Below are 23,011 nucleotides of genomic sequence, written 5' to 3' on the forward strand. Positions count from 1 at the left end.
CCTTCGACCAGGCACGTCCGGATCTCACGGGTCGTGGTGCTGGTCGAAGGTCTCGTCCGCCACCTCGCGGTGGCCTGCTGCGCCGGGCCGGAACGGCCAGCATGTCGACACAGCTGTTGAGGACTACTCCCCTTCGACGCCCAGGCTACCGGCCGCGCCGGCGTACCCCCGCATCGCGGAAGCGGCCACCGGGTCGACCGCCCCCTGGCAGGATCGGGGTGTGAGCGCGATGCCCTCGGTCGTCGATGTCCTGAAGGCGCGCCGCGAGAGCGGCAGCCTCCCCGGTGCCCGCGCGGACGGCTACCGCGTGGCGCTCTCGATCGAGGGCGGCGGCAACCGGGCGGCGTACTCCGCCGGCATGGCACTCGGCATCGACGAGGCGGGCCTGACCGACTGCTTCGACGCGATCTACGGCACCTCGGGCGGCGCGCTCAACGCGGCGTGGCTGCTCACCGGGGAGGCCCAGCGGTGGCTGCCCACGTGGGCGTCGCCGGAGGTGATGTCGGCAGGAGTCACCGACCCGCGCCGGGTCCTGCGCGGCGGCGTGATGGTCGACCTGCGGCTGCTCGTCGAGCACGTCTACGAGCAGGTGACGCCGATGGACTTCGACGCGATCCTGGGCAACCCGATCTCCTTCCACCCCCTCGCGACCGACGCCCGCACCGGGCAGCCCGGCGACCTGGCGCCGCTGATCAAGGACCGGGCGACCCTGCAGACCGCACTGCGCGCCAGCGCGTGCCTGCCCCTGCTCAGCGGGCGGCCGGTACGGCTCGGGGGGCGCACCTGGGTCGACGGCGGGCTGTCGGAGGCGGTGCCGCTGCGGACGCCGCTGAGCGCCGGCGCGACGCACGTGCTCGTGCTGCGCACGCGGCGCGAGGACCAGCGGCTGATCCCGACGCGCGGCGAAGGGGTCATCCTGGCGCCGTACTTCCTGGCGTTCGCGCGGGGCGCGCGCCGCAGCTACGTCGTGCGGCACCACACCTACGCCGACGACGACCGCACGCTGTCGGAGACCGTGCCGCACATGGCGCAGGTCCGGCCCCCGCTCGGGTCGCCCGACGTCGGCCGCCTCTCGACCGACCTCGACTCGATCGCCGCGGCGATCGAGATCGGCCGCACGACGCTGCGGGGGCTTTTCTAGAACACGTTCTTGTTTCACCGGTCGCGGCGTGCTTCCATCAGCCGGTGAAGCTGCGAGTCATCCAGTGGACGACGGGCAACGTCGGCCAGCGCTCCCTCCAGGCCATCCTGCGTCGCCCCGACATGGAGCTCGTCGGGGTCTTCGCCCACGGCGCGGACAAGATCGGGCTCGACGCCGCGGAGCTCGCGGGGCGGGCGGACGAGCCCACCGGCGTACGCGCGACCGACGACGTCGACGCCCTCGTCGCGCTGGCGCCGGACGCGTGCGTCTACAACCCGCTGTGGTCCTCGACCGACGACCTGGTGCGGCTGCTCGAGGCCGGCATCAACGTGTGTACGACGGCCGGCTGGATCAACGGCACCAAGCTCGACCCCGCGGAGCGCGCGCGGGTCGAGGAGGCCTGCCGGCGCGGCGGCTCGTCGATCTACGGCAGCGGGGCGCACCCCGGCATGACGAACGTGATCGCGATGGCCCTCACCGCGAGCTGCGCCTACGTCGACCAAGTGCGGATCACCGAGTCCGTCGACTGCTCGACCTACGCCTCCGCCGAGACCCAGCGGGCGATGGGGTTCGGCTGCGACCCGGCGACGCCGGGACTCGCGGACAGCGTGCGGCGCGAGAGCGAGGTCTTCGCCGAGTCCGTCGCGGTGATGGCCGACGCGATGCGGGTCGAGCTCGACCGGATCGACTTCGACGTCACCTTCACCGCCGCGACCGGCCACTCCGACCTCGGCTTCATGGAGATCCCCGAGGGCACGGTCGGCAGCGTCCACGGCTACCACCGCGGCTGGGTCGGCGACCGCAACCTGATCAGCGTCGGCTTCAACTGGACGATGGGCGAGCACGTCGTGCCGCCGAAGCCGCTGAAGCACGGACACGACATCCAGGTCTTCGGCGCGCCGAACATGCGGACGACCATCCACTGCCTCCCGCACGAGGAGTGGGACGAGGAGGGGTTCATGGGACTCGGCATGATCTACACCGCCATGCCGGTCACCAACGCGGTGCCGTCCGTCGTCGCGGCCCCACCCGGCATCGTCACCCTCGCCGACCTCCCCGTGGTGACGGGCCGGCCCCGCTGAGGCCGCGCGCGTCGTCCTCGACCGCCCTTCCTAGACTGCGCGGGTGATGCGGGAGCGCTGGCAGGCACTCGGGATCCCCGGGGCGATCGACGTCCACACGCACTTCATGCCGGCCAACGTGATGGCCAAGGTGTGGGCCTACTTCGACCGCATCGGTCCGGTGCTCGGCCGGCCGTGGCCGATCGCCTACCGCTTCGACGAGGAGCGCTGCGCGGCGATCCTGGAGGACCTCGGCCTGGTGGCGCACACCGCGCTCAGCTACCCCCACCGTCCCGGCATGGCGGCCTGGCTCAACGACTGGGGCGCGGACTTCGCGGCGGCCCACCCGCTGTGCCTGAGGTCGGCGACGTTCTTCCCGGAGGAGTCGGCGTCGTCGTACGTCCCGGCGGTGATCGCCGCAGGCGTGAGGATCTTCAAGGCGCACGTGCAGGTCGGCGGCTACGACCCGAACGACCCGCTCCTCGACCCGGTGTGGGGAGCGATCGCCGACGCAGGCGTGCCGGTGGTGATCCACTGCGGGTCGGGCCCGCAGCCCGGCACGCACACCGGCCCAGCGCCGATCGAGGACCTGCTGCGGCGCTTCCCCGGCCTGCGGCTGGTCGTGGCGCACATGGGGTCGCCGGAGTACGCCGACTTCCTCGCGCTCGCCGCCGCGCACGAGGGCGTGCACCTCGACACCACCATGTCCTTCACCGACTTCACCGAGGCGAACGCGCCCTACCCCCGCGACCTGCTGCCGCGGCTGCGCGACCTCGGCGACCGGGTGCTCTTCGGCTCCGACTTCCCCAACATCCCCTACACCTACGACGTCGCGGTCGACGCACTCGAGCGGCTCGACCTCGGCGACGACTGGCTGCGCGCCGTGCTGCACGGCAACGCGGCGCGGCTGCTCGCCCTGGACTAGGACGCCCGCTCGTCGCCCGCCACCGGGTGTGCAGGCGCCCGGGGATTGACCTGGAGCGCACTCCAGGAGTGAGACTGGCCGGGTGACCGGACTGACGATCTCCGACGCCGCCGCACGGCTCGGCCTCACCGCCGACACGTTGCGCTACTACGAGAAGGACGACCTGCTCCTGCGCGCGGTGCCGCGCTCCAGCAGCGGGCACCGCCGCTACGAGCAGGCCGACCTCTCCTGGATCGAGCTCATCACCCGCCTCCGCGCCACGGGGATGCCGATCCGCGACGTCCGGCGCTACGCGGCGCTGGTGCGGGCCGGCGACGGCAACGAGACCGAGCGGCTCGCGCTGTTGCAGGCGCACCGGGCCGAGGTGCTCCGGCAGCTCGCCGAGGTGCAGTCGCACCTGGCCGCCGTCGACTACAAGATCGGCTTCTACGAGGAGATCCTGCGGTCCGCGCCGGTCCCCGCTTGACCTGGAGCGCGCTCCAAGGAGTTACCTGGTGGGCATGACCTCCATCAACACGACCACCACCCTCGGCACCACCGCTCCGCTCACCGTGTCGGCCCTCGGACTCGGCTGCATGGGCATGTCCGAGTTCTACGGCACGCCCGACGAGGCCGGCGGCATCGCGACGATCCACCGCGCGCTGGACCTCGGCGTCACCTTCCTCGACACCGCCGACATGTACGGCCCGTTCACCAACGAGCGCCTGGTCGGCAAGGCGATCGCCGACCGGCGCGACGCCGTGCAGCTGGCGACGAAGTTCGGCAACGAGCGTCGGGAGGACGGCACGCGGGTGGGCGTCAACGGGCGCCCGGACTACGTGCACAAGGCGTGCGACGCCTCCCTGGAGCGGCTCGGCGTGGACCACATCGACCTCTACTACCAGCACCGCGTCGACAAGACGGTCCCGATCGAGGAGACCGTCGGTGCGATGAAGGAGCTCGTCGAGGCGGGCAAGGTGCGCTACCTCGGACTGTCCGAGGCCTCGGCCGAGACGATCCGGCGGGCGCACGCGGTGCACCCGATCACCGCCCTCCAGTCGGAGTACTCGCTCTTCACCCGTGACATCGAGGACGCCGTCGTCCCGACGCTGCGCGAGCTCGGCATCGGCCTGGTGCCCTACTCCCCGCTCGGCCGCGGCATCCTCACCGGCGCTGTGCCGGCCGAGGGGTTCGGGGAGGGCGACAGCCGTTCGCTGTCCTACTTCCCGCGCTTCCAGGGCGACAACCTCGCCGCGAACCTCCGCCTCGTCGACGCGGTGAGGGCGATCGCGGAGGAGAAGGGCTGCACGCCCGGGCAGCTCGCGCTCGCCTGGGTCGTGGCGCAGGGCGACGACGGCCTCGGCGTCGCGCCGATCCCCGGCACCAAGCGGGTGCGCTACCTCGAGGAGAACGTCGGCGCGCTCGACGTGACCCTGACCTCGGCCGACCTCGCCGCCCTCGAGCAGGCCGTGCCGCGTGACGCCGTCGCCGGTGACCGGTACGGCGACATGAGCACCATCGACGCCTAGGCCGACGTCGGGGCCGACGTCGTCCGGGGGCCTGGGGCCATGGCCCAGCGGATCGTGCCGACGGCGCCCGCCCCCAGCGCGCGGACGACCGTGCGCTCGGCGACGGGCAGCCACGGCAGCCGCAGGTGGCGTCGGGTCCAGACGGGCAGCAGGGAGACCGCGGCCGCGACGAGGACGGCGTACGGCGCCCGCGCGGGCAGCGGGAGCGGGGGCCGGAGCAGCAGGTAGCGCGCCGCCTCCCGGGCCTCCGCGGTGGACCTGAGCTCGGGGCGGAACGCGGCGAGCGTCTCCCGCAGCCCGGCCTCGGTCGTCGGCGGGTCGACCACTCCGAGCCGGCGGGCAACCTCTGCGGTCTGCGCGACGTACTCGTCGCGCCCGGCGGCGTCGAGGGGCGCGGCGCCGTACGCCTGGTGCGCGGCGAGGAAGCTGTCGACCTCGGCCACGTGGACCCAGAGCAGCAGGTGCGGGTCCGTCGCGGAGTAGACCGTCCCGTCGGGCATCGTGCCGGCGACGCGCTCGTGGATCGAGCGGACCGCGGCCACCGCCTGCTCGGCGTCGCTGGCGCGGCCGAACGTCGTCACGGCGAGGAACCGGCTCGTGCGCGCGAGCCGCCCCCACATGTCGACGCGGTAGTCGGAGTGCTCCGCGACGCCCCGCATGGCGGCCGGGTGGAGCGTCTGCAGCAGCAGGGCACGGATGCCGCCGACGAACATCGACGCGTCGCCGTGCACCCGGGTGATCGGGCTGCCCGCCTCGAACCACCGCGGACCCTCCGCGTTGTGGATGCGGTCGGCGTGCCGCGCGCCGTCCTGACCGGCCACGCGCAGGAAGATCGCCTCGCCGAGCCGGTCGCGCACCACGCCCGCGGCGGCTGCGAGCCGCGCGTCACGAGGACCGATCACGGGCAGGCGCATGGCTCCAGTCTGCGGTCCCCGGGCAAGCCCGTGCACCGCTTCGGGGCCGGCCTCGGCGATCAGCGCGGTTCGAGGCGGAGCCGGTCGCCGTCCCACCGGCGGCGCAGCCAGCGGTCGTGCGACGCGACGACGATCGTGCCGGCGCTGTGGCCGATCGCCTCCTCGAGCTCGCCGACGAGCGTCAGCGACAGGTGGTTGGTCGGCTCGTCGAGGAGCAGCAGGTCGGGCTCGGCGGCCACCGCGATCGCCAGCGCCAGGCGGCGGCGCTGGCCGACCGACAGGAGCGCGACCGGCTTCGCGTGCTCGCGCGGGTGGAGCAGGCCGAGCGTGCGGAGCGGCCTGCGCTCGGCGAGGGCGGCTCCGACGGCGGCCTCGTAGGTGGCGGCCGCGCCGGCCACCGGGTCGGGGAAGTCGGGGTCCTGGGTCAGCTCGACGACGCGGTGCGCGCCGATGTCGACGGTCCCGCCGGTGGCGGGGACGCGGCCGGAGAGGACACCGAGCAGCGTCGACTTGCCGGTGCCGTTCGCGCCGGTCACCAGCAGGTGCTGGCCCGCGGGGACGTCGAACGTCGTCGGCGCCAGGCGACCGGCGACCTCGGCCCGTCGGACGGTGACGGCGCGGCCGCTGCTGCCGGCACCGGTGAGGGCGGTCCGGAGCCGCAACGGCGCCGGCGGCTTGCGCACCTGGTCGCGTTCGGCCTCCTCCAAGCGGGCCGCGGCGTCACGCTTGCGCCGGGCGAGGGCACGGTCGACCTTCTGGCCCTTGCCGTAGTAGATGAACTTGTCGTTGTCCGTCGGCCCGCGGTCGTGCGCGATCGCGCTGGTGTCGATGCGCGTCGCCGACCGCAGCTGCGCGAGCTCCTCCTGCTGCTGGGCGTAGGTCGCCTCCCACCGACGCCGGGCCGCGTCCCGGGCGGCTGCGTAGTCGGTCCATCCGCCGCCGTACCGTCTCCCGCCGCGGCCGTCGGTGCCGAGCCCCACCGGGTCGAGGTCGACGAGGTCGGTGCAGACCTCGTCGAGGAGGACCCGGTCGTGACTCGTGAGGAGCACGACGCCGGGCAGGTCGCGCAGGAAGGCGACCAGCAGCTCCACGGCCGCGTCGTCGAGGTGGTTGGTCGGCTCGTCGAGGAGCACGCAGGTGGGCCGGCGGGTCATCAGCGTCGCGAGCGCGAGCCGGGTCCGCTGGCCGCCCGACAGGGTGGCAACGGTGCGCTGCGGGTCGAGGCGGTCCACGCCGAGCTGCTCGGCGGCGAGCAGCGCGCGGCGGTCGGCGTCCCAGGCGTCGTGCGCGAGCGCGTGCTCGAGCGCCGCGGCGTAGGCGTCGGCGACGCCGGGCTCGTCGAGCCTGTGCGCCAGCTCCTCGACCGCCGCGACGGACTCCCGGAGCGGGCGCAGCGTCGTGGCGAGCACCCCGGCGACGGTGTCGGTGTCGGCGAAGGGCGGCTCCTGCGTGAGGAACGCCCGGTCGGCGGGCGCGTCGATGCTGCCCCCCACCTGGGCGGTCGCCGGGAGGGTGCCGGCGATCGCCCGCAGGAGGGTGGACTTGCCGGAGCCGTTCTCGCCGATGACCCCGATCCGGCGGCCCGGCTGGGCGAGCAGGTCGATCCCGTCGAGGGCGGTGCGCCGGCCGAACGTCACGGTCAGGTCGGCGACGATCACCGGGCGGTACGGCGTGCTGCTGGGGACTGCTGACATGGCGGCGCCTTCTGCTGGAGAAGAGGACTCGCCGGGCGGGGCCGCGGGCGCGAGTCGGGTCAGGCGTCGATCAGCATGATGTGCCCAGGCTACGCAGGCCCGCGCGCACGACGCCAATGATTTTCGAGGGGATTCTTCATCGCGGGTGTCGGAATCGGGCCGGCCCGTTCGTGGAGAGGACATGAGCGGGTCACAGGGGCCCGCCGCCGTACCGAGGAGAAGGCGATGTCCACCACCACCCAGGTCCCCGTCCCCACCACGACCAAGCCCGCCGCTGCGACCCGACCCGTCATCTGGAGGCACGGCGTCGTCGTCGCGGTCGCCGCCGCTGCCACGACGACGGCCCTCGCCGCTGTCGCCTCCGCCGCCGGTGTCTCCTTCGCGGACAGCACCGGTGCGAGCATCCCGGTCGGCGGGTTCGCGACCACGACGATCGCCCTGGTGCTCATCGGGGTCGCCATCGCCGCCGTGATGGCGCGGGTCGCCCGGCGGCCGCGATCGACGTTCACCCGCACCGCGGTCGTGCTGACCGCCCTGTCGCTCGTGCCCGACGCGACCTTCGGCTTCGACGCGGCCTCGGCGATCACCCTGATGACGCTCCACGTGATCGCTGCCGCGATCGTCGTCCCGGTGCTGGCCGGCCGACTGGTCAGCGAGCGCGCAGCGCGTTGACCACCGCCACCATGTCCGAGGCGCCCAGACCGAGCGCCTCGGACTCGGCGAGCAGTGCCTCGCAGGCCGCCACGAGCGGCACGGCGGCGCCCACCTCGCCGGCGGCGTCGAGGATCAACCGGCTGTTGTAGCGCACGTCGCTGACGGCCGCCTGCGCAGCCAGGTCACCGTCGACCAGCTTGGCCAGCTTGCCGCGCGAGACGGTGCTCGCCATCGGACCGGCGTCGAGGATCCGGCGCACCAGGTCACCGTCGACGCCCCGCCGCTCGGCGAACGCGAACGCCTCCGCCAACCCGGTCACCATGGCGATCAGGTAGGTGTTCACCGCGAGCTTGGTCTCCAGCGCCAGCGGCTGGGCACCGCACCGCACGACGGAGGCGCTGAAGGCCGCGAAGAGCCCCTCGACGCGGTCGATCGCGGCCGACTCGCCGGCCAGCATGGTGACCAGCTGCCCGGCCAGGGCCGGCCCCTTCGACCCCGACACGGGTGCCTCCACGAACTGCCCGCCGCGCCCGACGACCCAGGCCCCGAGGCCGAGGGAGTACGACGGCGCCACCGTCCCCATGTTCACCACGACGCGGCCCCGCACCGGCACCGCGGAGCCGTCGTCGTGCCGGCCGAGCACCGCATCGGTCACAGGGCCGTTCGCCAGCATCAGGAGCACGGCGTCGCAGGTCTCGAACACCTCCGCCGGTGAGGCGGCCACGCGGGCGCCGATCGCGGCGACCCGCTCGCTGGCGGGTGCACTGCGGTTCCACACGGTGAGGTCGACGCCGTGCCCGACCAGGCGCGTCGCCATCGGCTCGCCCATGTGCCCGAGGCCGAGGAACCCGACCCTCACGGCGACTCCCCGTCCGCCGGGACGTCCACCGGCTGCCAGAGCATGGCCGTCGTGCCGTCGTCGGTCAGCAGGAGCACGCCGTGCGCCGATGCCGCGAGTGCCATGGAGGTGTCGCCGGACGGCGCGACCTCGACGGGCAGTGCGACCCGCTGCCACGCGGCTCCGTCGGACGACCAGAGCTCGTCGTCGGTCCCGTCGGTGACCACGGCGTAGAGCGCGTCCCCGCTCGCGTCGAGGTCGAGCACGTCCGGCAGCCCGGACCCGTCGGTGCCGGTGTCCGTCGCGAAGGTCTCCTGCCGCGACCAGGACGTGCCGTCGGAGCGCCAGACGCCGAACCCGTCCGCCACGCGTCCCACCGCGACCAGGCCGTCGTCGGTCGCCACCACCCGGACCAGGTCGTCGAGCGGGCTGTCCGACGGCACGTCGTCGCGCTGCCACGTGCGGCCGTCGCGCGACGTCCAGGCCCGCGGCACCCGGTTCGCGCCGACGGACTCACCGCCGACGACGTGCCAGGCGCCGCGGTACCACGCCGCCTGCGAGGCGATCGCGATGTCGTCCGGACCGTTCGAGAGCCGCGCCGCGGCCTCCACGATCGTGAAGCGCCGCGGCGAACGAGCCACCCAGACCGCAGGGCCGCTCAGCCGGTTGCCCGCGATCAGCCAGCCATCGGCCCCGGACGCGACCGGTCCGACGTTGAGGGCGTCGGGGCCGCCGTACTGCTCGAAGGGCGCGCGCACGTCGGTCCACGTGCCGCCGGCCGAGCGGAAGGTGCTGACGCGCGCGTTGCCGTGCGCTCCGCCCGACATCGCCCCGACCGCCACCGGCACCTGCCCGACGCAGGCCACGCTGTGCAGGATCGCGCGCCGGCCGTAGTAGCTGCGCGGGTGGATCGGCACGGACCGCCAGGCCCGCCCGTCCGGCGACCTCCACGCGGCAGGGCGGGTCGTCCCGTCCGCTGCCCGCTCGGCGCCGACGACGAGCCAGTGGTCGCCGCACCAGGTGCCGTCCCGCAGCACGGCGCTCTCGCCTGCGCCCGTGGGAAGCCGGGTGCTGGTCCACTGCTGGGCGATCGGCGCCGCGGTCGGGGTCGGCCGCGTCATCGGGGTGTCGGTGCTGCCGGGGTCGTCGTCGCAGGCGGTGAGGAGGGCGAGCACCAGGACACCCGCTGCGGCGATCCAGTGCATGCCGGCCTCCCTCGTGCGTCGTGCTCGAGGACATTGCACCTCCGGCACCGGCCGCGGGTCGCGGGCCAATCGCGGAAAAGTGGTCTTCGCGGATGCCGGCCCCAGCGGAGTCGTGTGCCTCAGGACGCGCTGTCGGTCGGTCTCGGGCACACGACTCGTGTCGAGATGCAGGACTCAGTGCGCCATGTCGACGAAGCGCGAGTAGTGACCCTGGAAGGCCACGACGATGTCGCGGGTGGCGCCGTTGCGGTGCTTGGCCACGATCAGGTCGGCCTCACCCGGACGGGTGGACTCCTTCTCGAACACGTCGTCGCGGTGCAGCAGGATCACCATGTCGGCGTCCTGCTCGATCGAGCCCGACTCGCGAAGGTCGCTCATCATCGGGCGCTTGTCGGCGCGCTGCTCCGGACCACGGTTGAGCTGGGAGAGCGCGATGATCGGGACCTCGAGCTCCTTGGCGAGGAGCTTGATCTGGCGCGAGAACTCCGAGACCTCGAGCTGACGGGACTCGACCTTCTTGCCGGACGTCATCAGCTGGAGGTAGTCGATGACGATCAGCTTGAGGTCGTGGCGCTGCTTGAGGCGCCGCGCCTTCGCCCGGATCTCCATCATCGTCATGTTGGGGCTGTCGTCGATGAACATCGGCGCGCCCGAGACCTTGGCGACGTGGCGCGCCAGCCGGTCCCACTCCTCCGTCGACATCTTGCCGTTGCGGATGTGGTTGAGCGGGATGCGCCCCTCGGCCGAGAGCAGGCGCATCGTGATCTCCGACCGCGTCATCTCCAGGCTGAAGAACGCGCTGGTCAGGTTGTTGTGGACCGACGCCGAACGGCAGAAGTCGAGAGCCAGCGTCGACTTCCCCATGGCCGGCCGGGCCGCGACCACGATCATCTGGCCGGAGTGCAGACCGTTGGTCAGGTCGTCGAGGTCGGCGAAGCCGGTGGGCACGCCGTAGATCCCGGCCTCGCGGTTCTCGATCGCCTCGATCTCGTCGAGGACCGAGTCCATGATGTCGCTCAGCGGGGCGTAGTCCTCCGCCTTGCGGCGGTCGGTGACGCCGTAGACCTCGGCCTGGGCGGCGTCGACGATGTGGTCGACCTCGCCCTCGCCGGCGTAGCCGATCTGGACGATCTTGGTGCCGGCGTCGACCAGTCGGCGCAGGATCGCCTTCTCCCGGACGATCGCGGCGTAGTAGCCCGCGTTGGCCGCGATCGGGACGTTGGCCGCCAGCGTGTGGAGGTACGGCGCCCCGCCGATCTTCTGCAGCTCGCCCCGCCGCTGCAGCTCGCCCGCGACGGTGACCATGTCGGCCGGCTCGCCGCGGCCGTAGAGGTCGATGATCGTGTCGTGGATCGACTCGTGGGCGGGCCGGTAGTAGTCGACCCCGCGGACCGCCTCGAGGACGTCGGCGATCGCGTCCTTGGAGATGAGCATCGCGCCGAGCACCGACTGCTCCGCCGCCATGTCCTGCGGAGGTGTGCGACCCCCCGAAGGTGCGGCACCCGGTGCGTAGGAGACGGGGCCGTCGCCCCACTCGTCGTCCGGCGGCGGTACCTCGGCGAGGCTCACCCGGCTCCCCTCCTGTCGAAGATTGCGGTCGCGATCCGTGCGTTGCAGGGCAGGCTCGCGCCAGGGTCCGACACAACCCCTGACCGCGTCCCCGCTCGAGCCGTAGGAAAGACTCGACGTCCGAACCTACGCGGGCAACGGCACGACCCGGAACTCTTCGGGGGGTTTTGGCAGGGTGCTTGCCCACAGGTACGGAGCGGCGCTGGGGATAACCCGGGAGAGGGGGTGGACGACACGCGTGGACAGTGTGCACGGGCTGGGGACAAGTCTGTGGAACGACGGTGTCGAGACCAGGACACCCCCCTTGTGACCTGCGCAAACGCAACTCCGTCCCTGTGGAGTGAAAAAACCTCGGCCGCGATCTCGTTCACCCGGGCGTCATCTGCCCGTTGCCGGGTGGCCAGCGGCCGTCCGCTCCCCGCGCGCGGATATCCACAGTCAGGAGACCGTCCGTGCGCCGGCCGCGGCTGACGGCCGACGACCGGGAGATCGGCCGGCTCGCCGTGCCGGCCTTCCTGGCCCTGGTCGCCGAACCGCTCTTCCTCCTCGGCGACGCGGCGGTGGTCGGTCACCTCGGCACCGACGAGCTCGCGGGGCTCGGCATCGCCGCCACCGTGCTCCAGACACTGGTCGGGATCTGCATCTTCCTCGCCTACGGCACGACCGCGGGCGTCGCGCGCCAGCTCGGGGCCGGCCGACGGTCCGCGGCCCTCGCGCAAGGGGTCGACGGGCTGTGGCTCGCCGCCGTCATCGGGATCCCGGTCACCGCCCTCGCGATCGTGCTGACCGGCCCGCTGGTCGGCCTCTTCGGTGCCGGCGACGCGGTGACCGACCAGGCGGCGACCTACCTCCGGCTCGCGCTCCTCGGTGTGACCCCGCTGCTGCTCATGCTCGCCGCGACCGGCGTGCTCCGCGGGCTCCAGGACACCCGCACCCCCCTCGTGGTCGCCGTCGCCGGCAACGCGGTCAACCTGCTGCTCAACGCCCTCCTCGTGTACGGCGTCGGCCCCCTGCCCCGCCTCGACATCGCCGGCTCGGCGCTGGGCTCGGTGGTGGCGCAGGTGCTCAGCGCCGGGGCCCTGGTCGGCGTCGTCGTGCTCGCGGCACGCCGCGAGGGCGCGGCGCTGCGCCCCGACCTCCCCGGCATCCGCACGGCTGCGCGGGCCGGCGTGCCCCTCCTCGTCCGCACCCTGACCCTGCGCGCCTCGTTGCTGGTGACCACCTACGCCGTCGTGCTCACCGCAGGGACCGCCGGCGACGACGCGGTGCCGATCGCCACCCACCAGCTCGCCATGACGATCTGGGGCTTCCTCGCCTTCGTGCTCGACGCGATCGCCATCGCGGCTCAGGCGATCACGGGCCGCCACCTCGGTGCCGGTGACGTCGGCGCCGCACGCGCGGTGACGCGCCGGATGGTCGGGTGGGGTGTGGTCGGTGGGATCGTGACCGGCGTCGGCCTCGCAGCGCTCAGCCCGGTGCTCGGCGTCGTCTTCTCCGCCGACACCGCGGTCCGGGACGCGCTGGTGCCCGTGCTCCTGGTGGCGGCGCTCGCCCAACCCGTCGCCGGGGTGGTCTTCGTCCTCGACGGCGTGCTGATCGGCGCCGGCGACGGCCGCTACCTGGCCTGGGCCGGTCTGCTCGTGCTCGGCGGCTACGCTCCGCTCGTGCTGGGTGCCGCCGTGATCGCCGACGACTGGGTCGGCGGCGGCCTGCCGTGGCTCTGGGCGGTCTTCTCCCTCGTGTTCATGGGCGGTCGTTTCGTGACGCTGACCCGGCGGGCCGCGAGCGACCGCTGGCTGGTCACCGGAGCCGCCCGGTGAAGCCTCTCTACGCGACGGCGTTCGGGGTGGTCCTGCTCCTCCTGGGTCCGCGCGACGACCAGCCAGGCGTGTTCGATCCCGCTCCCGACCCGTTGGGGTGGCTCTTCATCCTGATCGGCGTCTACGGGCTGACCCGCGCGGTGGTCGTGCCGCGTCGAGGGGCCATCCTCGGCTTCGGGTCCGCTGCCTTCGTCTCGTCGTGCTGCCTGGTGGTACCGAGCGTGGACCGCTGGATCTCGACCGACCCGTCGCTCGGCTGGGCGGCCGGCCTGCCGTGGCTGGTGTGCCTGGCGCTTCTCTGCCACGGACTCGTCCCCCGGGCCCGCGAGGCCGGCAAGATCGGTGCCTTCGCCTGGCTCCAGTGGACCGCGATCGGCTTCACCGCGTCAGCTCTCGTGCCGGTGCTGGTCTTCGGGGCCGATACCGACAACCTCGAGTTCCTCGTCGGCACGCTTCCCGCGCTCGCGCAGCTCTCGCTGGTCGCGCTCTGCATCACCTACGGCAACAAGGAGTGGGCGGGCGCTCCGGTAGCGGTCGACGGCAAGGCCGACGACGTCCCGACCGGGTCCGACCGCGCGAGCGAGGACGACCCGGAAGGCTAGGCGAGCGCCGCGAGCACGACGCCCGCGAGCGCGATCGTCTGGGTCTCGGGGTCGCCCACGTAGTCGACGCCGTCCTCGTAGTCGAGCGTGATGTCGAAGTCGTAGTCCGGGGTGCACACCCGCAGCGACGCGCTCAGCGGCGTCCCGTCCTGCTTCTTCCACCACGCCCGGTCCCCCAGGCCGTCGACGCTCTCGACGCTCGCGGCGATCTCCGAGGGCGGCGGGCAGGCGAACTCACCGGAGAAGTCGTCAGGACCGACCAGCTCGAGCTGCACCTCGAGCAGCGCCTCGGCGGTGAACGAGCAGTCGTCGCTCTGCCACTCGTAGGTGCCCTCCGAGTGGCCGCCGCCACCCTGCTCGGCGGGGCCGAAGGCGACGCCGTACGCCGCCTGCAGGTCGCCGGGGTCCAGCACGTCGCACGCCGGGGGGATCCTGGGGACGCCCGGGGTCGAGCCCGTCGGGGTCGTGGAGGCGTGGGAGGGCGACGAGGTGGCGGACGCCGCGTCGGTCGTCGGCGTGGAGCTCTCGCCGTCGTCGTCGCCGCACGCCGCGAGGCCGGGTGCGAGTGCGAGCAGGAGGACCGGGAGCAGACGGAGGGGACCCATGGGCTGATCCTGCCGCGAACACGGCTCTCGAGCGAGCGTTCGCTCGGGCACGGTCCGGCAGGCGCACGCAGCGGCGGGGCCGGGCTCGCGCTCCGACCCCGCCGCTGGTCCTGCTCAGTAGTCGATGCCGTGGCTGTTGATGATCCGCTCGGCTTCGCCGGTGACCGAGTAGCCGTGCGCCGGTCGGTCGGTGACGTAGTACTCGCGGAAGTCGTCGCTGCCGTCCCGGCTGATCATGTCGAGGTCGCCGCTCCAGTCGCCGCCGGTCCCGCCGTCGAGCTTGAAGAGGTCGATCAGCGCCGCGGCGACGTTGCCCTCGGTCGCGTCGCCGCCGGGCCACGGTGAGCCGTCGGCCTGCTGGTAGGGGACCACGCTGCCGTCGGGCCGGACGTACCGCTTGTCGCCGAGGACGTAGCCGGCCACCGCGTTGGCGAAGCCCTCGGTCCAGGCGCAGGACACCGTGCTCTCCCGGTCGACGTAGTGCGGGTTGCAGCCGGTCACCTTCGGGAACCAGCCGTTGTAGAGCGCCCACTGGAACCAGTGGCCCGCCTCGTGGAGGATCAGGTGCTGCGACGCCGGGTCGTCCTTGGCGAGGTAGACGTAGGTCGTCGAGGGGCTCCAGTAGCCCCCGTCGGTCGTGGTGCTGTTCCACACCACGGTCAGCTCCTTGCAGGTGCTCGTGGTCGTCTGGTGCCACGTCCAGCACGGCGAGGTGGTGCCGCGCTTCCAGTAGAGCTTGTTGAGCGTGTCGACGATCTTGAAGGCCCCGGCGGTGCTGGCGGTGGGGCTGACGGTGCCGAGGTCCACGTTGCCGGTCACGTTCGTCTTGGTGGCCGTGTCGAACGAGTGCACCGCCCCGCGGTCGCTGGCGATGACCCGCCACATCTGGTTGCTCTGCGAGGTGAAGCGCACGGATGCGCTGGACAGCGCGGCGTAGGCCGCACACGCCTGGAAGGTGCCGTCGGAGGCGGAGGTCGTGCCCGTGGCGAGCGTCTTCGTGCTGCTCGATCCCGACGGGACCCCCCGCAGCTCCCAGCTGGCGTTGCGGACGGGCTGGACGCCTGCGGCGATCCCCTCCGCGTCGGCGAAGGTGTAGGTGAGACGACCGGTGAGACAGGTCTGGCTCGCTGCGTGGGCAGCGCCGCCGGTCCCGGCGACGACGACCGTCAGCGGGATCGTGCAGGCGAGGAGCGACCCGAGCAGCGCGACGCTGCGTCGGGCCGTGCCGGTGCGGGCGGGACGGGGGCGGGTGGATCCGGGGCGGATCGATCTGGACAGGTTCATGTTTCCTCCGGGTCGCCGCCGGTCCCAATGAACGGCGGATGCTGCAAATTACAATGTGACATGGCACACTTCAAGGGTTGTGCCATGCGACATGTCTCGGCGCACCGCGTGTAGCGTGACCCGCACTCCAGGGAAAGGTGGCCGTCGTGGTGGGACCCGGAGCGCCGCTGGGTGCGATCCGGCGCTCGAGCCTCCGCGAGGACGTGGCCGAGGCGCTGCGCGCCGCCCTGATCTCGGGCGAGCTGCAGCCCGGGGAGGTCTATTCCGCGCCCGCGCTGGCGGAGAGCTTCGGCGTCTCGGCGACGCCGGTGCGCGAGGCGATGCTGGAGATGGTGCGCGAGGGCATGGTCGAGACGGTGCGCAACAAGGGCTTCCGTGTGCGCCGGCCCAACGACGCCGAGCTCGACGAGCTGGTGGAGGTGCGGCTCCTGCTCGAGGTGCCGGTGATGGGACGGGTCGCGGCGTCGTACGACGACGCGATGGCGCCGGTGCTCGCGGAGCTCCGCGAGATCGCTGCCCGCATCGAGCAGGCGGCGAAGGACGGCCGGCTCGTCGACTACATCCAGCTCGACACCGAGTTCCACGCCCGGTTCCTGGGGCTGCACGGCAACGACACCCTCGTGCGCACGGTCCGCGACCTCCGGGCGCGCAGCCGCCTCTACGGGCTCAAGCACCTGGCCGAGAGCGGCCAGCTCGCCGACACGGTGCGCGAGCACTCCGAGATGGTCGACCTCGCCGAGCGCGGCGACGCCGCCGCGATCGAGCAGGTCACGACCCGGCACATCGGCCGGGTTCGTGGCGAGTGGGCGTCGGGCTGACCGTGCCTCAGTAGCGTCCCGCGAGGCTGCCCCACCCGGCCGACAGACCTGCCGGACTGCGTCGCTGCGGCACCGCCCAGGGATTGTCGTCCCTTAGCGCCGGGGGCAGTAGCGCCTCGGGAGTGCTCTGGAAGGCGACGCCGCGCACGAACCGGCCGATCGCCGCGGTGCCCACCGAGGTGGCGTCGGTCGTCGTCGAGGGCGAGGGCCCGCCATGCTGCATCGCCGCGGTCACGGCGACCCCGGTCGGCCAGCCGTCGACGACCACGCGGCCGGCGACACGGCTGAACGTCGCCAGCAGGGGTGCGAGCGTGGACCCGTCGTCGTCCGGCCCGGTCTGCACCGCCGCCGTGAGGTTGCCCGGGAAGAGGCGGTCGAGGAGGCCGGGGACCGTGTCGAGGTCGTCGTAGCGGACGAGCACGGAGAGGGGGCCGAAGGTCTCCTCCACGTCGGTAGGACGCAGGTCGTCGAGCGCGACCGCGAGCACCGTCGGGCTCGCGCTCACCAGCCCGCGGTCGTCGGTCTCCACCGTGCCCTCGGCCACCACCGCGAAGCGCTCGTCGGCCAGCAGGGCCGCCCGACGCTCGCGGTAGGCCCTCGAGATGCCGGGTGTGAGCAGGCGGTGCGGAGGCACTGCGGCCGCGGCTGCGGCCACGGCCTCGGCGAGCGGCTCCACGGCCGGGACCAAGCAGAAGCCCGGCTTCGTGCAGAGCTGTCCCGCGGAGCCCGACGCCGAGGCGACGTACTCCTGCGCCAGCTGGTCGGGCCGTGCTGCCAGCGCCGAGGGCGTCACGACGACCGGGTTGAGGCTGCCGAGCTCGCCGTAGAACGGGATGGGCACGGGTCGCCGCGCGGCGACCTCGGCCAGCGTCTGGCCGACCCGCGTCGAGCCGGTGAACGCCGCGGCGCGGATGCGTGGGTCGCGCAGCGCCTGCGCGCCGTCCTCGAGCCGCTCGACGACCGCGAAGGTGCCCTCCGGCATGCCGTGCTGCGCCAGCGTCGACCGCACCACGTCGGCCACGAGGGCGCTGAGCCGCGGGTGCCCCTCGTGCGCCTTGACGACGACCGGGCAGCCGGCGGCGAGGGCGGCAGCGGTGTCGCCGCCCGCGACCGAGAAGGCGAGGGGGAAGTTGGAGGCCGCGAAGACGAGCACGGGGCCGAGCGGCACGTTGAGCCGACGTACGTCGGGCCGCGGGCCGGTTGCGAAGTCGGGGTCGGCCGCGTCGATCCGGACGTCGAGGTAGCTGCCCTCGACGACGACCTCGGCGAACAGCCGCAGCTGGGCGGTCGTGCGGGCCAGCTCGCCGCGGAGCCTGGCCTCGGCGAGCCCGGTCTCCTCCTCGCCGAGGGCGACCAGGTCGTCCGCGCACGCATCGAGCCGTTCGGCGACGGCGACGAGCGCGCCGGCGCGTGCCCGGGGATCGGTGGCGGCGTACGGCGCGGCCGCACGCGCGGCTCGCGCCAGGACCTGGTCGAGGTCGGGGTCGAGGTGAATTTTCGGCTGGGTGCTCACGGGGTGCCTCTCAGAACTCGAAGCCTGCGGGGAACGGATCGGTCGGGTCGAGGAGGTACTGCGCCGTCCCGGTGATCCACGCGCGGCCGGTGATGAGCGGCAGCACCGCTTCGTGCGGTCCGACGATGGTCGTGCCGATGAGTCGGCCGGTGAACCGCGAGCCGATGAACGACTCGTTGACGAAGTCGGTGTCGAGCGCGAGCTCGCCGCGTGCGTGCAGCTCGGCCATCCGGGCGCTGGTGCCGGTGCCGCAGGGAGAGCGGTCGAACCAGCCGGGGTGGATCGCCATCGCGTGACGCGACAGCCGCGCGGTCGAGCCGGGCGCGATGAACTCCACGTGGTGCACGTGGTCGACCCCGTCGATCGCGGGATGCCGCGGAGGAGCCGTCTCGTTGACGGCGGCCATGATCGCCAGTCCGGCGTGGAGGATGTCGTCGCTGCGGCTCCGGTCGAAGGGGAGGTCGACGGCGTCGAGGTCGACGAGGGCGTAGAAGTTCCCGCCGAACGCCACCGAGTACGGCACCTCGCCGATGCCGGGGACGGAGACCACCTCGTCCAGCCGCTCCACGAAGCTCGGCACGCTGGCCAGGGTCACGGACCGCGCCCGGCCGTCGGTCACCGCGACCTCGGCCACCACGAGGCCGGCCGGGGTGTCGAGCCGGATCGTCGTGACCGGCTCGGTCACCGCGACCATGCCCGTCTCGACCAGCACCGTCGCCACGCCCATGGTGCCGTGGCCGCACATGGGGAGGCAGCCGCTCGCCTCGATGAAGACGACGCCCCAGTCGCAGTCGGGGCGGGTGGGCGGCTGCAGGATCGCGCCCGACATCGACGCGTGGCCGCGTGGCTCGTTCATCAGCAGCCGCCGGATGTCGTCGAGGTGCGCGATGAAGTGCAGCCTCTTCTCGTTCATCGTGGCGCCCGGGATGACGCCGACCCCACCCACGACGACGCGTGTCGGCATGCCCTCGGTGTGGGAGTCGACGGCATGGAACGTGCGGATCGATCGCATGGTCCCGTCCTGGTTCGTGGGTGGGGCGGCGGGCTAGCGGCGCTCGAGCGCGGCCAGCGCGCGCTCGGTGTCGGCCTTGACCTGGTCTGCCTTCTCGGGCGTCAGCGGCCCGCGCGGCGGGCGGGTCGGGCCGCCGTACGAACGTCCGCAGATGTCCATGGAGAGCTTGATCGCCTGGACGAACTCGGTGCGGGAGTCCCAGCGGAACACCGCCACGAGCTGTGAGTAGAGATCACGGGCGCGGGCGATGTCGCCCGACCGGCACAGCTCGTAGAGCTCGACCGCCTCGCGCGGGAACGCGTTGGGGTAGCCGGCGAACCAGCCCACCGCTCCGTCGACCAGCAGCTCGAACAGCACGTCGTCGGCGCCCGCGATGACGTCGATGTCGCACAGCTCCTTGATCTCGAAGACCCGGCGCACGTCGCCGGAGAACTCCTTGATCGCGACGACCTCGGGGATCTCGGCCAGGCGCGCGACCAGCCCGGGGACGAGGTCGACCTTCGTGTCGAAGGGGTTGTTGTAGGCCATGATCGGCAGGCCCACCTCGGCGACCCGCGCGAAGTGCTCGACGACCTCGTCGTCGGAGGCGCGGTAGAGGGTCGGCGGCAGCAGCAGCACCGCGTCCGCGCCCGCCTCCTGGGCCTGCTCGGTCCAGGCACGGGCCTGGTGCCAGCCGACCCCGTGCGCGCCCGCGACCACGAGACCGCGGCCGGCGACCGCGTCGACCGCGACCTCGACCACCTTGCGCCGCTCGTCGTCGGTGAGCGAGGAGTACTCGCCGAGCGAGCCGTTGGGCCCGACGCCGTGGCACCCGTTGCTCATTAGCATGTCGACGTGCTCGCCGAAGCGGTCGTAGTCGACGGCGAGCCCTCCGGGCGCGGAGTCGTCGGGACGGAAGGCCAGCGTGGTGGCGACGACGACGCCGCCGAGATCGATGCCGGTCATGGGTTGGTTTCCTCTCGTGGGTGGGTGCGGGGGGAGGCGAGCTCGCCGAGTCGGACGGGGAGCGCGATCGGCCGGCGGTCGGTGCCGGGTCCGTCGATGACGAGCTGGTGGCCGAGGAGGTCCTCGACCGTGCGCCCGCAGGTGCGGGCCTGGCAGGCGCCGAGCCCGGCACGGCTGGTGAGCTTGAGGGACCGGAGCCCAGTGGCGCCGGTCGTGTCGGCGACGGTGCGCAGGGCGCCGACGGTGACGTCCTCGCACCGGCACACTATCGTCGACGGCTCGAGCCACGCGGACCAGCCGGCGCCGATCCGGTGGGCGGCCGTGAGCCGGCCCGCGAAGCCGCGGAGCGTACGACGACGACGCCGTGCCGACGCGATCGCCGGCGCGTCGGGCGACCCGCCGGCCGCCATCCAGCCGGCGATCGTGCCCTCGGCGCGGGCGAGGTCGGCGCCACCGACGCCCGTGAGCTCTCCGGCGGCGTAGACGCGCGCGACGCTGGTGCGCTGGGAGTCGTCCACGTCGACGTACCGCTCCTCGGTGAGGTGGCACCCGGCCGCGATCGCGAGCTCCAACCGGGGCACGAAGCCGTGGCCCAGGCACACCGCGTCGCAGGCGATCCGCTCCTCGGTGCCCGGGACGGGCCGCCAGGCGTCGTCGACGCGCATGACGGTGACGGCCTCGACCGCGGCGGTGCCGTGGACGGCGACGACCGCGCGGCCGGTGCGGTAGGGCACCCACTCGCGGAGGTGGTGACCGACGTAGCCGGCGAGCTCGCGCGCCTTGGCGCCGACCCCGACCAGCTCGTGCGGCCGGCGCAGCCACTCCCGCGCGAGCCGCCGGTTGCCTGCCGCCTCGACGACGGCGACGACGCGGGCGCCGCTGCGGGCGAGCGTGGTGCTGACCGGCAGCAGGAACGGTCCGGCTCCCGCGACGACGACGCGCTCGCCGACGGCGACCCGCTCGCTCTTGGCGAGCGCCTGGGCGGCGCCGGCGGTGAAGACGCCGGGCAGGGTCCACCCCGGCACGGGCAGCACCCGCTCCTGGGCCCCGGTCGCGAGGACGACGCGGTCGGGGGTGAGCTGCTCGACGGGGCGGTCGGTGCCGTCGGGCACGCCGTGCGCCACCTGGAGGCGCAGGCCGTCGTCGCGCGCCTCGACCGCCCACACGTGGGCGCCGAGGTCGATCCGGACACCGCGGTCCTCGACCAGCTCGTGACGGAGGGCGACGTAGTCGTCCCACGCGTGGTGCAGCACCCGCTCGGCGCGGGCCGGTCGGCTACCGGGGAGGTGACGCCAGAACTGCCCACCGGTCTGGTCGGCCGCGTCGAGGATGCGGACGCGCGCGCCGGCGGCCCGGGCGGCGCGGGCTGCGGAGAGCCCGGCCGGGCCGGCGCCGATGATCAGCACCTCCACCTCAGTCCTCCTGCCTCTCGACGTGCTCGCCGCCCTCGACGCGGCGCAGGCAGGCGCGCACGTCGCGCTCCCCGTCGACCGTCACGACGCACTCGAAGCAGACCCCGATCCCGCAGAAGGCGCCCCGCGGCTCGCGGGCGACGGCCGACGTGCGCCAGGACCGCGTGCCGTGGGCCAGGAGCACGACGGCGACGGTCTGCCCGCGGACGCCCTCGAGCGACCGCCCCTCGAAGGTCAGCGTCACCGGGGACGACGGGCCGGGGAGGACGGGGTCGCCCGCTGGGTCGACGGAGCGCGAGCTCACGCGACCACCTCCAGGTGGGGCGCCAGGCTCGGCCGGTCGGCGGCGAACGGAGTGGGGTCGAGGACCGGATCGGCGCCCGTCACCAGGGCGGCGACCAGGTCGGCGGTGACGACCGACAGGCCGATGCCGGCGCCCTCGTGCCCCGTGGCGTGGAGGAGGCCTGGCACCCGTGGGTCGGGCCCGATCACCGGGAGGTGGTCGGGGAGGTAGGGGCGGAAGCCGACGTACGCCCGGAGGAGCTGTGCCTCGCGCAGGAACGGGAAGAGGGCGACGGCCTTCGCCGCCAGCGCCGCCGCCACGTCGACGTCGATGCGGTCGTCGAAGCCGACCCGCTCGCGGGAGGAGCCGATCAGGATCGTGCCGGCGGCCGTCGACTCCACGACCGTGGAGGTCTGCAGGTCCGCGTCGCCGGACTGGGTGGCGCCGACGTAGTCGGCGTCGTAGACCTTGTGCCGCACGACCTGCGGCATCCGCGTGGTCACCAGCACCATGCCGCGCCTCGGCAGCACGGGGAGGGGCGCACCGAGCGCCGCGGCGAGCTCGCCGGCCCACGGGCCGGCCGCGTTGAGGACCACGTCGGCCTCGTGGTGGCCGCGCTCCGTGCGGACCGCCCGCGCCGATCCGTCGGCACGGCGCAGGAGACCGGTCACGCGCTCGTGGGTGTGCACGACCGCCCCGGCCCGCCGCGCCGAGGCGAGGAGGGCCTCGGCGGCCGCGGTCGGTTGCAGCTGCGCGTCCTGCGGGTAGTGCGCCGCACCCGTGACGTCGGGCGCGAGGGCGGGCTCCAGGGAGTGCGCGTCGGCAGGGGTCAGGTCGTCGACGCGTACGCCGGAGGCGCGCTGCCCCGCGGTGAAGGATCGCAGCGCGACGGCGCCGCTGTCGGTGCGGCTCACGACCAGCCCGCCCTTGTGGAGGAGCTCGAGGTCGGGCGCGGCCGGACCGAGCTCGTCGAGCAGCTCGGCGGCGGTCTCGGTCCAGCGCCGGACCGCGGCTAGGGCGAGGTCGAGCTCGGGGCCCGGCGTCTTGTCGGAAACGAGCAGGTTGCCCTCGCACGCCGCGGAGGTGCCGCAGGCGGCCGAGCCTCGGTCGATGACGACGGTCTGCAGGCCGGCGCGGCTGAGGGCGCGCGCGCAGGCGGCGCCCACGATCCCCGCTCCGACGACCACGACCTTCATGATCAGTACAAT

The 23,011-nt window shown here is 73.5% G+C and carries 22 protein-coding genes; 9 read left to right on the top strand and 13 right to left on the bottom strand.

Translation table 11 applies throughout. The annotated features are described in order from the left end of the window. Positions 1-229: 229 nt before the first annotated feature. The 5 genes from ACAX67_RS01920 (at position 230) to ACAX67_RS01940 (ending at position 4,635) form a co-directional block, all read left to right on the top strand. The gene (locus tag ACAX67_RS01920) at positions 230-1,141 is read left to right on the top strand and encodes a patatin-like phospholipase family protein (RefSeq protein WP_370703628.1); all 912 of its coding nucleotides are present in this window, start codon (positions 230-232) and stop codon (positions 1,139-1,141) included. Between the two features lie 44 nt (positions 1,142-1,185). After that, positions 1,186-2,223, top strand: coding sequence for an NAD(P)H-dependent amine dehydrogenase family protein (locus ACAX67_RS01925; RefSeq protein WP_370702126.1), 1,038 nt, complete (start codon positions 1,186-1,188; stop codon positions 2,221-2,223). A 46-nt stretch (positions 2,224-2,269) separates the two neighbouring features. Further along, the gene (locus tag ACAX67_RS01930; RefSeq protein ID WP_370703629.1) at positions 2,270-3,127 is read left to right on the top strand and encodes an amidohydrolase family protein; all 858 of its coding nucleotides are present in this window, start codon (positions 2,270-2,272) and stop codon (positions 3,125-3,127) included. Between the two features lie 82 nt (positions 3,128-3,209). Then, positions 3,210-3,593 (top strand): MerR family transcriptional regulator, encoded by a 384-nt coding sequence (locus ACAX67_RS01935; protein WP_370702127.1) that lies wholly within the window; start codon positions 3,210-3,212, stop codon positions 3,591-3,593. Between the two features lie 34 nt (positions 3,594-3,627). Further along, positions 3,628-4,635 carry an aldo/keto reductase gene (locus ACAX67_RS01940; RefSeq protein WP_370702128.1) on the top strand — a complete coding sequence of 336 codons (1,008 nt, stop codon included), beginning with the start codon at positions 3,628-3,630 and terminating at the stop codon, positions 4,633-4,635. On the opposite strand, the gene ACAX67_RS01945 is transcribed toward ACAX67_RS01940, so the two are convergent. Further along, positions 4,632-5,549, bottom strand: a complete 918-nt coding sequence (locus ACAX67_RS01945) for an oxygenase MpaB family protein (RefSeq protein ID WP_370702129.1) — start codon at positions 5,547-5,549, stop codon at positions 4,632-4,634. The genes ACAX67_RS01940 and ACAX67_RS01945 overlap by 4 nt on opposite strands. A 59-nt stretch (positions 5,550-5,608) precedes the next feature. Then, positions 5,609-7,243, bottom strand: coding sequence for an ATP-binding cassette domain-containing protein (locus ACAX67_RS01950; protein WP_370702130.1), 1,635 nt, complete (start codon positions 7,241-7,243; stop codon positions 5,609-5,611). Positions 7,244-7,468: 225 nt separating this feature from the next. On the opposite strand from ACAX67_RS01950, the gene ACAX67_RS01955 reads away from it, so the two are divergent. Beyond that, positions 7,469-7,915 (top strand): DUF6069 family protein, encoded by a 447-nt coding sequence (locus tag ACAX67_RS01955; protein WP_370702131.1) that lies wholly within the window; start codon positions 7,469-7,471, stop codon positions 7,913-7,915. Here the strand turns inward: ACAX67_RS01955 and ACAX67_RS01960 are convergent. From ACAX67_RS01960 to dnaB, 3 genes are all read right to left on the bottom strand, one after another. Beyond that, entirely contained in the window at positions 7,893-8,756 is an 864-nt protein-coding gene (locus tag ACAX67_RS01960; RefSeq protein WP_370702132.1) for an NAD(P)-dependent oxidoreductase, read from the bottom strand. The genes ACAX67_RS01955 and ACAX67_RS01960 overlap by 23 nt on opposite strands. Beyond that, entirely contained in the window at positions 8,753-9,940 is a 1,188-nt protein-coding gene (locus ACAX67_RS01965) for a beta propeller repeat protein (protein ID WP_370702133.1), read from the bottom strand. Before ACAX67_RS01965 ends, ACAX67_RS01960 begins: the two co-directional genes overlap by 4 nt. Before the next feature lie 174 nt (positions 9,941-10,114). Further along, positions 10,115-11,509, bottom strand: coding sequence for a replicative DNA helicase (gene dnaB, locus ACAX67_RS01970; RefSeq protein WP_370702134.1), 1,395 nt, complete (start codon positions 11,507-11,509; stop codon positions 10,115-10,117). A 452-nt stretch (positions 11,510-11,961) separates the two neighbouring features. Between dnaB and ACAX67_RS01975 the strand changes: the two genes are divergently transcribed. Next, on the top strand, positions 11,962-13,329 hold the full coding sequence (locus tag ACAX67_RS01975; protein ID WP_370702135.1) for an MATE family efflux transporter: 1,368 nt from the start codon (positions 11,962-11,964) through the stop codon (positions 13,327-13,329). Then, positions 13,326-13,931 (top strand): hypothetical protein, encoded by a 606-nt coding sequence (locus tag ACAX67_RS01980; protein ID WP_370702136.1) that lies wholly within the window; start codon positions 13,326-13,328, stop codon positions 13,929-13,931. Before ACAX67_RS01975 ends, ACAX67_RS01980 begins: the two co-directional genes overlap by 4 nt. On the opposite strand, the gene ACAX67_RS01985 is transcribed toward ACAX67_RS01980, so the two are convergent. Beyond that, positions 13,928-14,536, bottom strand: a complete 609-nt coding sequence (locus ACAX67_RS01985; protein WP_370702137.1) for a hypothetical protein — start codon at positions 14,534-14,536, stop codon at positions 13,928-13,930. The genes ACAX67_RS01980 and ACAX67_RS01985 overlap by 4 nt on opposite strands. Positions 14,537-14,650: 114 nt before the next feature. Then, positions 14,651-15,820, bottom strand: coding sequence for a metalloprotease (locus tag ACAX67_RS01990; RefSeq protein WP_370702138.1), 1,170 nt, complete (start codon positions 15,818-15,820; stop codon positions 14,651-14,653). Between the two features lie 146 nt (positions 15,821-15,966). Between ACAX67_RS01990 and ACAX67_RS01995 the strand changes: the two genes are divergently transcribed. Further along, the gene (locus ACAX67_RS01995; protein ID WP_370702139.1) at positions 15,967-16,638 is read left to right on the top strand and encodes a GntR family transcriptional regulator; all 672 of its coding nucleotides are present in this window, start codon (positions 15,967-15,969) and stop codon (positions 16,636-16,638) included. 7 nt (positions 16,639-16,645) lie between these two features. On the opposite strand, the gene ACAX67_RS02000 is transcribed toward ACAX67_RS01995, so the two are convergent. From ACAX67_RS02000 to ACAX67_RS02025, 6 genes are read right to left on the bottom strand one after another with little or no spacing between them, the layout of a single operon-like run. Further along, the gene (locus ACAX67_RS02000) at positions 16,646-18,151 is read right to left on the bottom strand and encodes an aldehyde dehydrogenase (NADP(+)) (RefSeq protein ID WP_370702140.1); all 1,506 of its coding nucleotides are present in this window, start codon (positions 18,149-18,151) and stop codon (positions 16,646-16,648) included. 10 nt (positions 18,152-18,161) lie between these two features. Continuing rightward, the gene (locus ACAX67_RS02005; protein WP_370702141.1) at positions 18,162-19,163 is read right to left on the bottom strand and encodes a proline racemase family protein; all 1,002 of its coding nucleotides are present in this window, start codon (positions 19,161-19,163) and stop codon (positions 18,162-18,164) included. Between the two features lie 33 nt (positions 19,164-19,196). Next, a complete protein-coding gene (locus tag ACAX67_RS02010) occupies positions 19,197-20,108 on the bottom strand; it encodes a dihydrodipicolinate synthase family protein (RefSeq protein ID WP_370702142.1) in 912 nt (303 codons plus the stop codon). Next, positions 20,105-21,520 (bottom strand): FAD-dependent oxidoreductase, encoded by a 1,416-nt coding sequence (locus ACAX67_RS02015; RefSeq protein WP_370702143.1) that lies wholly within the window; start codon positions 21,518-21,520, stop codon positions 20,105-20,107. The genes ACAX67_RS02010 and ACAX67_RS02015 overlap by 4 nt, the downstream gene beginning before the upstream one ends. Before the next feature lies 1 nt (position 21,521). Beyond that, complete coding sequence (locus tag ACAX67_RS02020; protein WP_370702144.1) at positions 21,522-21,824, bottom strand: (2Fe-2S)-binding protein; 303 nt, start codon at positions 21,822-21,824, stop codon at positions 21,522-21,524. Beyond that, on the bottom strand, positions 21,821-22,999 hold the full coding sequence (locus ACAX67_RS02025; protein WP_370702145.1) for an NAD(P)/FAD-dependent oxidoreductase: 1,179 nt from the start codon (positions 22,997-22,999) through the stop codon (positions 21,821-21,823). Before ACAX67_RS02025 ends, ACAX67_RS02020 begins: the two co-directional genes overlap by 4 nt. Positions 23,000-23,011: the final 12 nt, after the last annotated feature.

The sequence above is a fragment of the Nocardioides candidus genome (assembly GCF_041321175.1).
Classification (GTDB): domain Bacteria; phylum Actinomycetota; class Actinomycetes; order Propionibacteriales; family Nocardioidaceae; genus Nocardioides.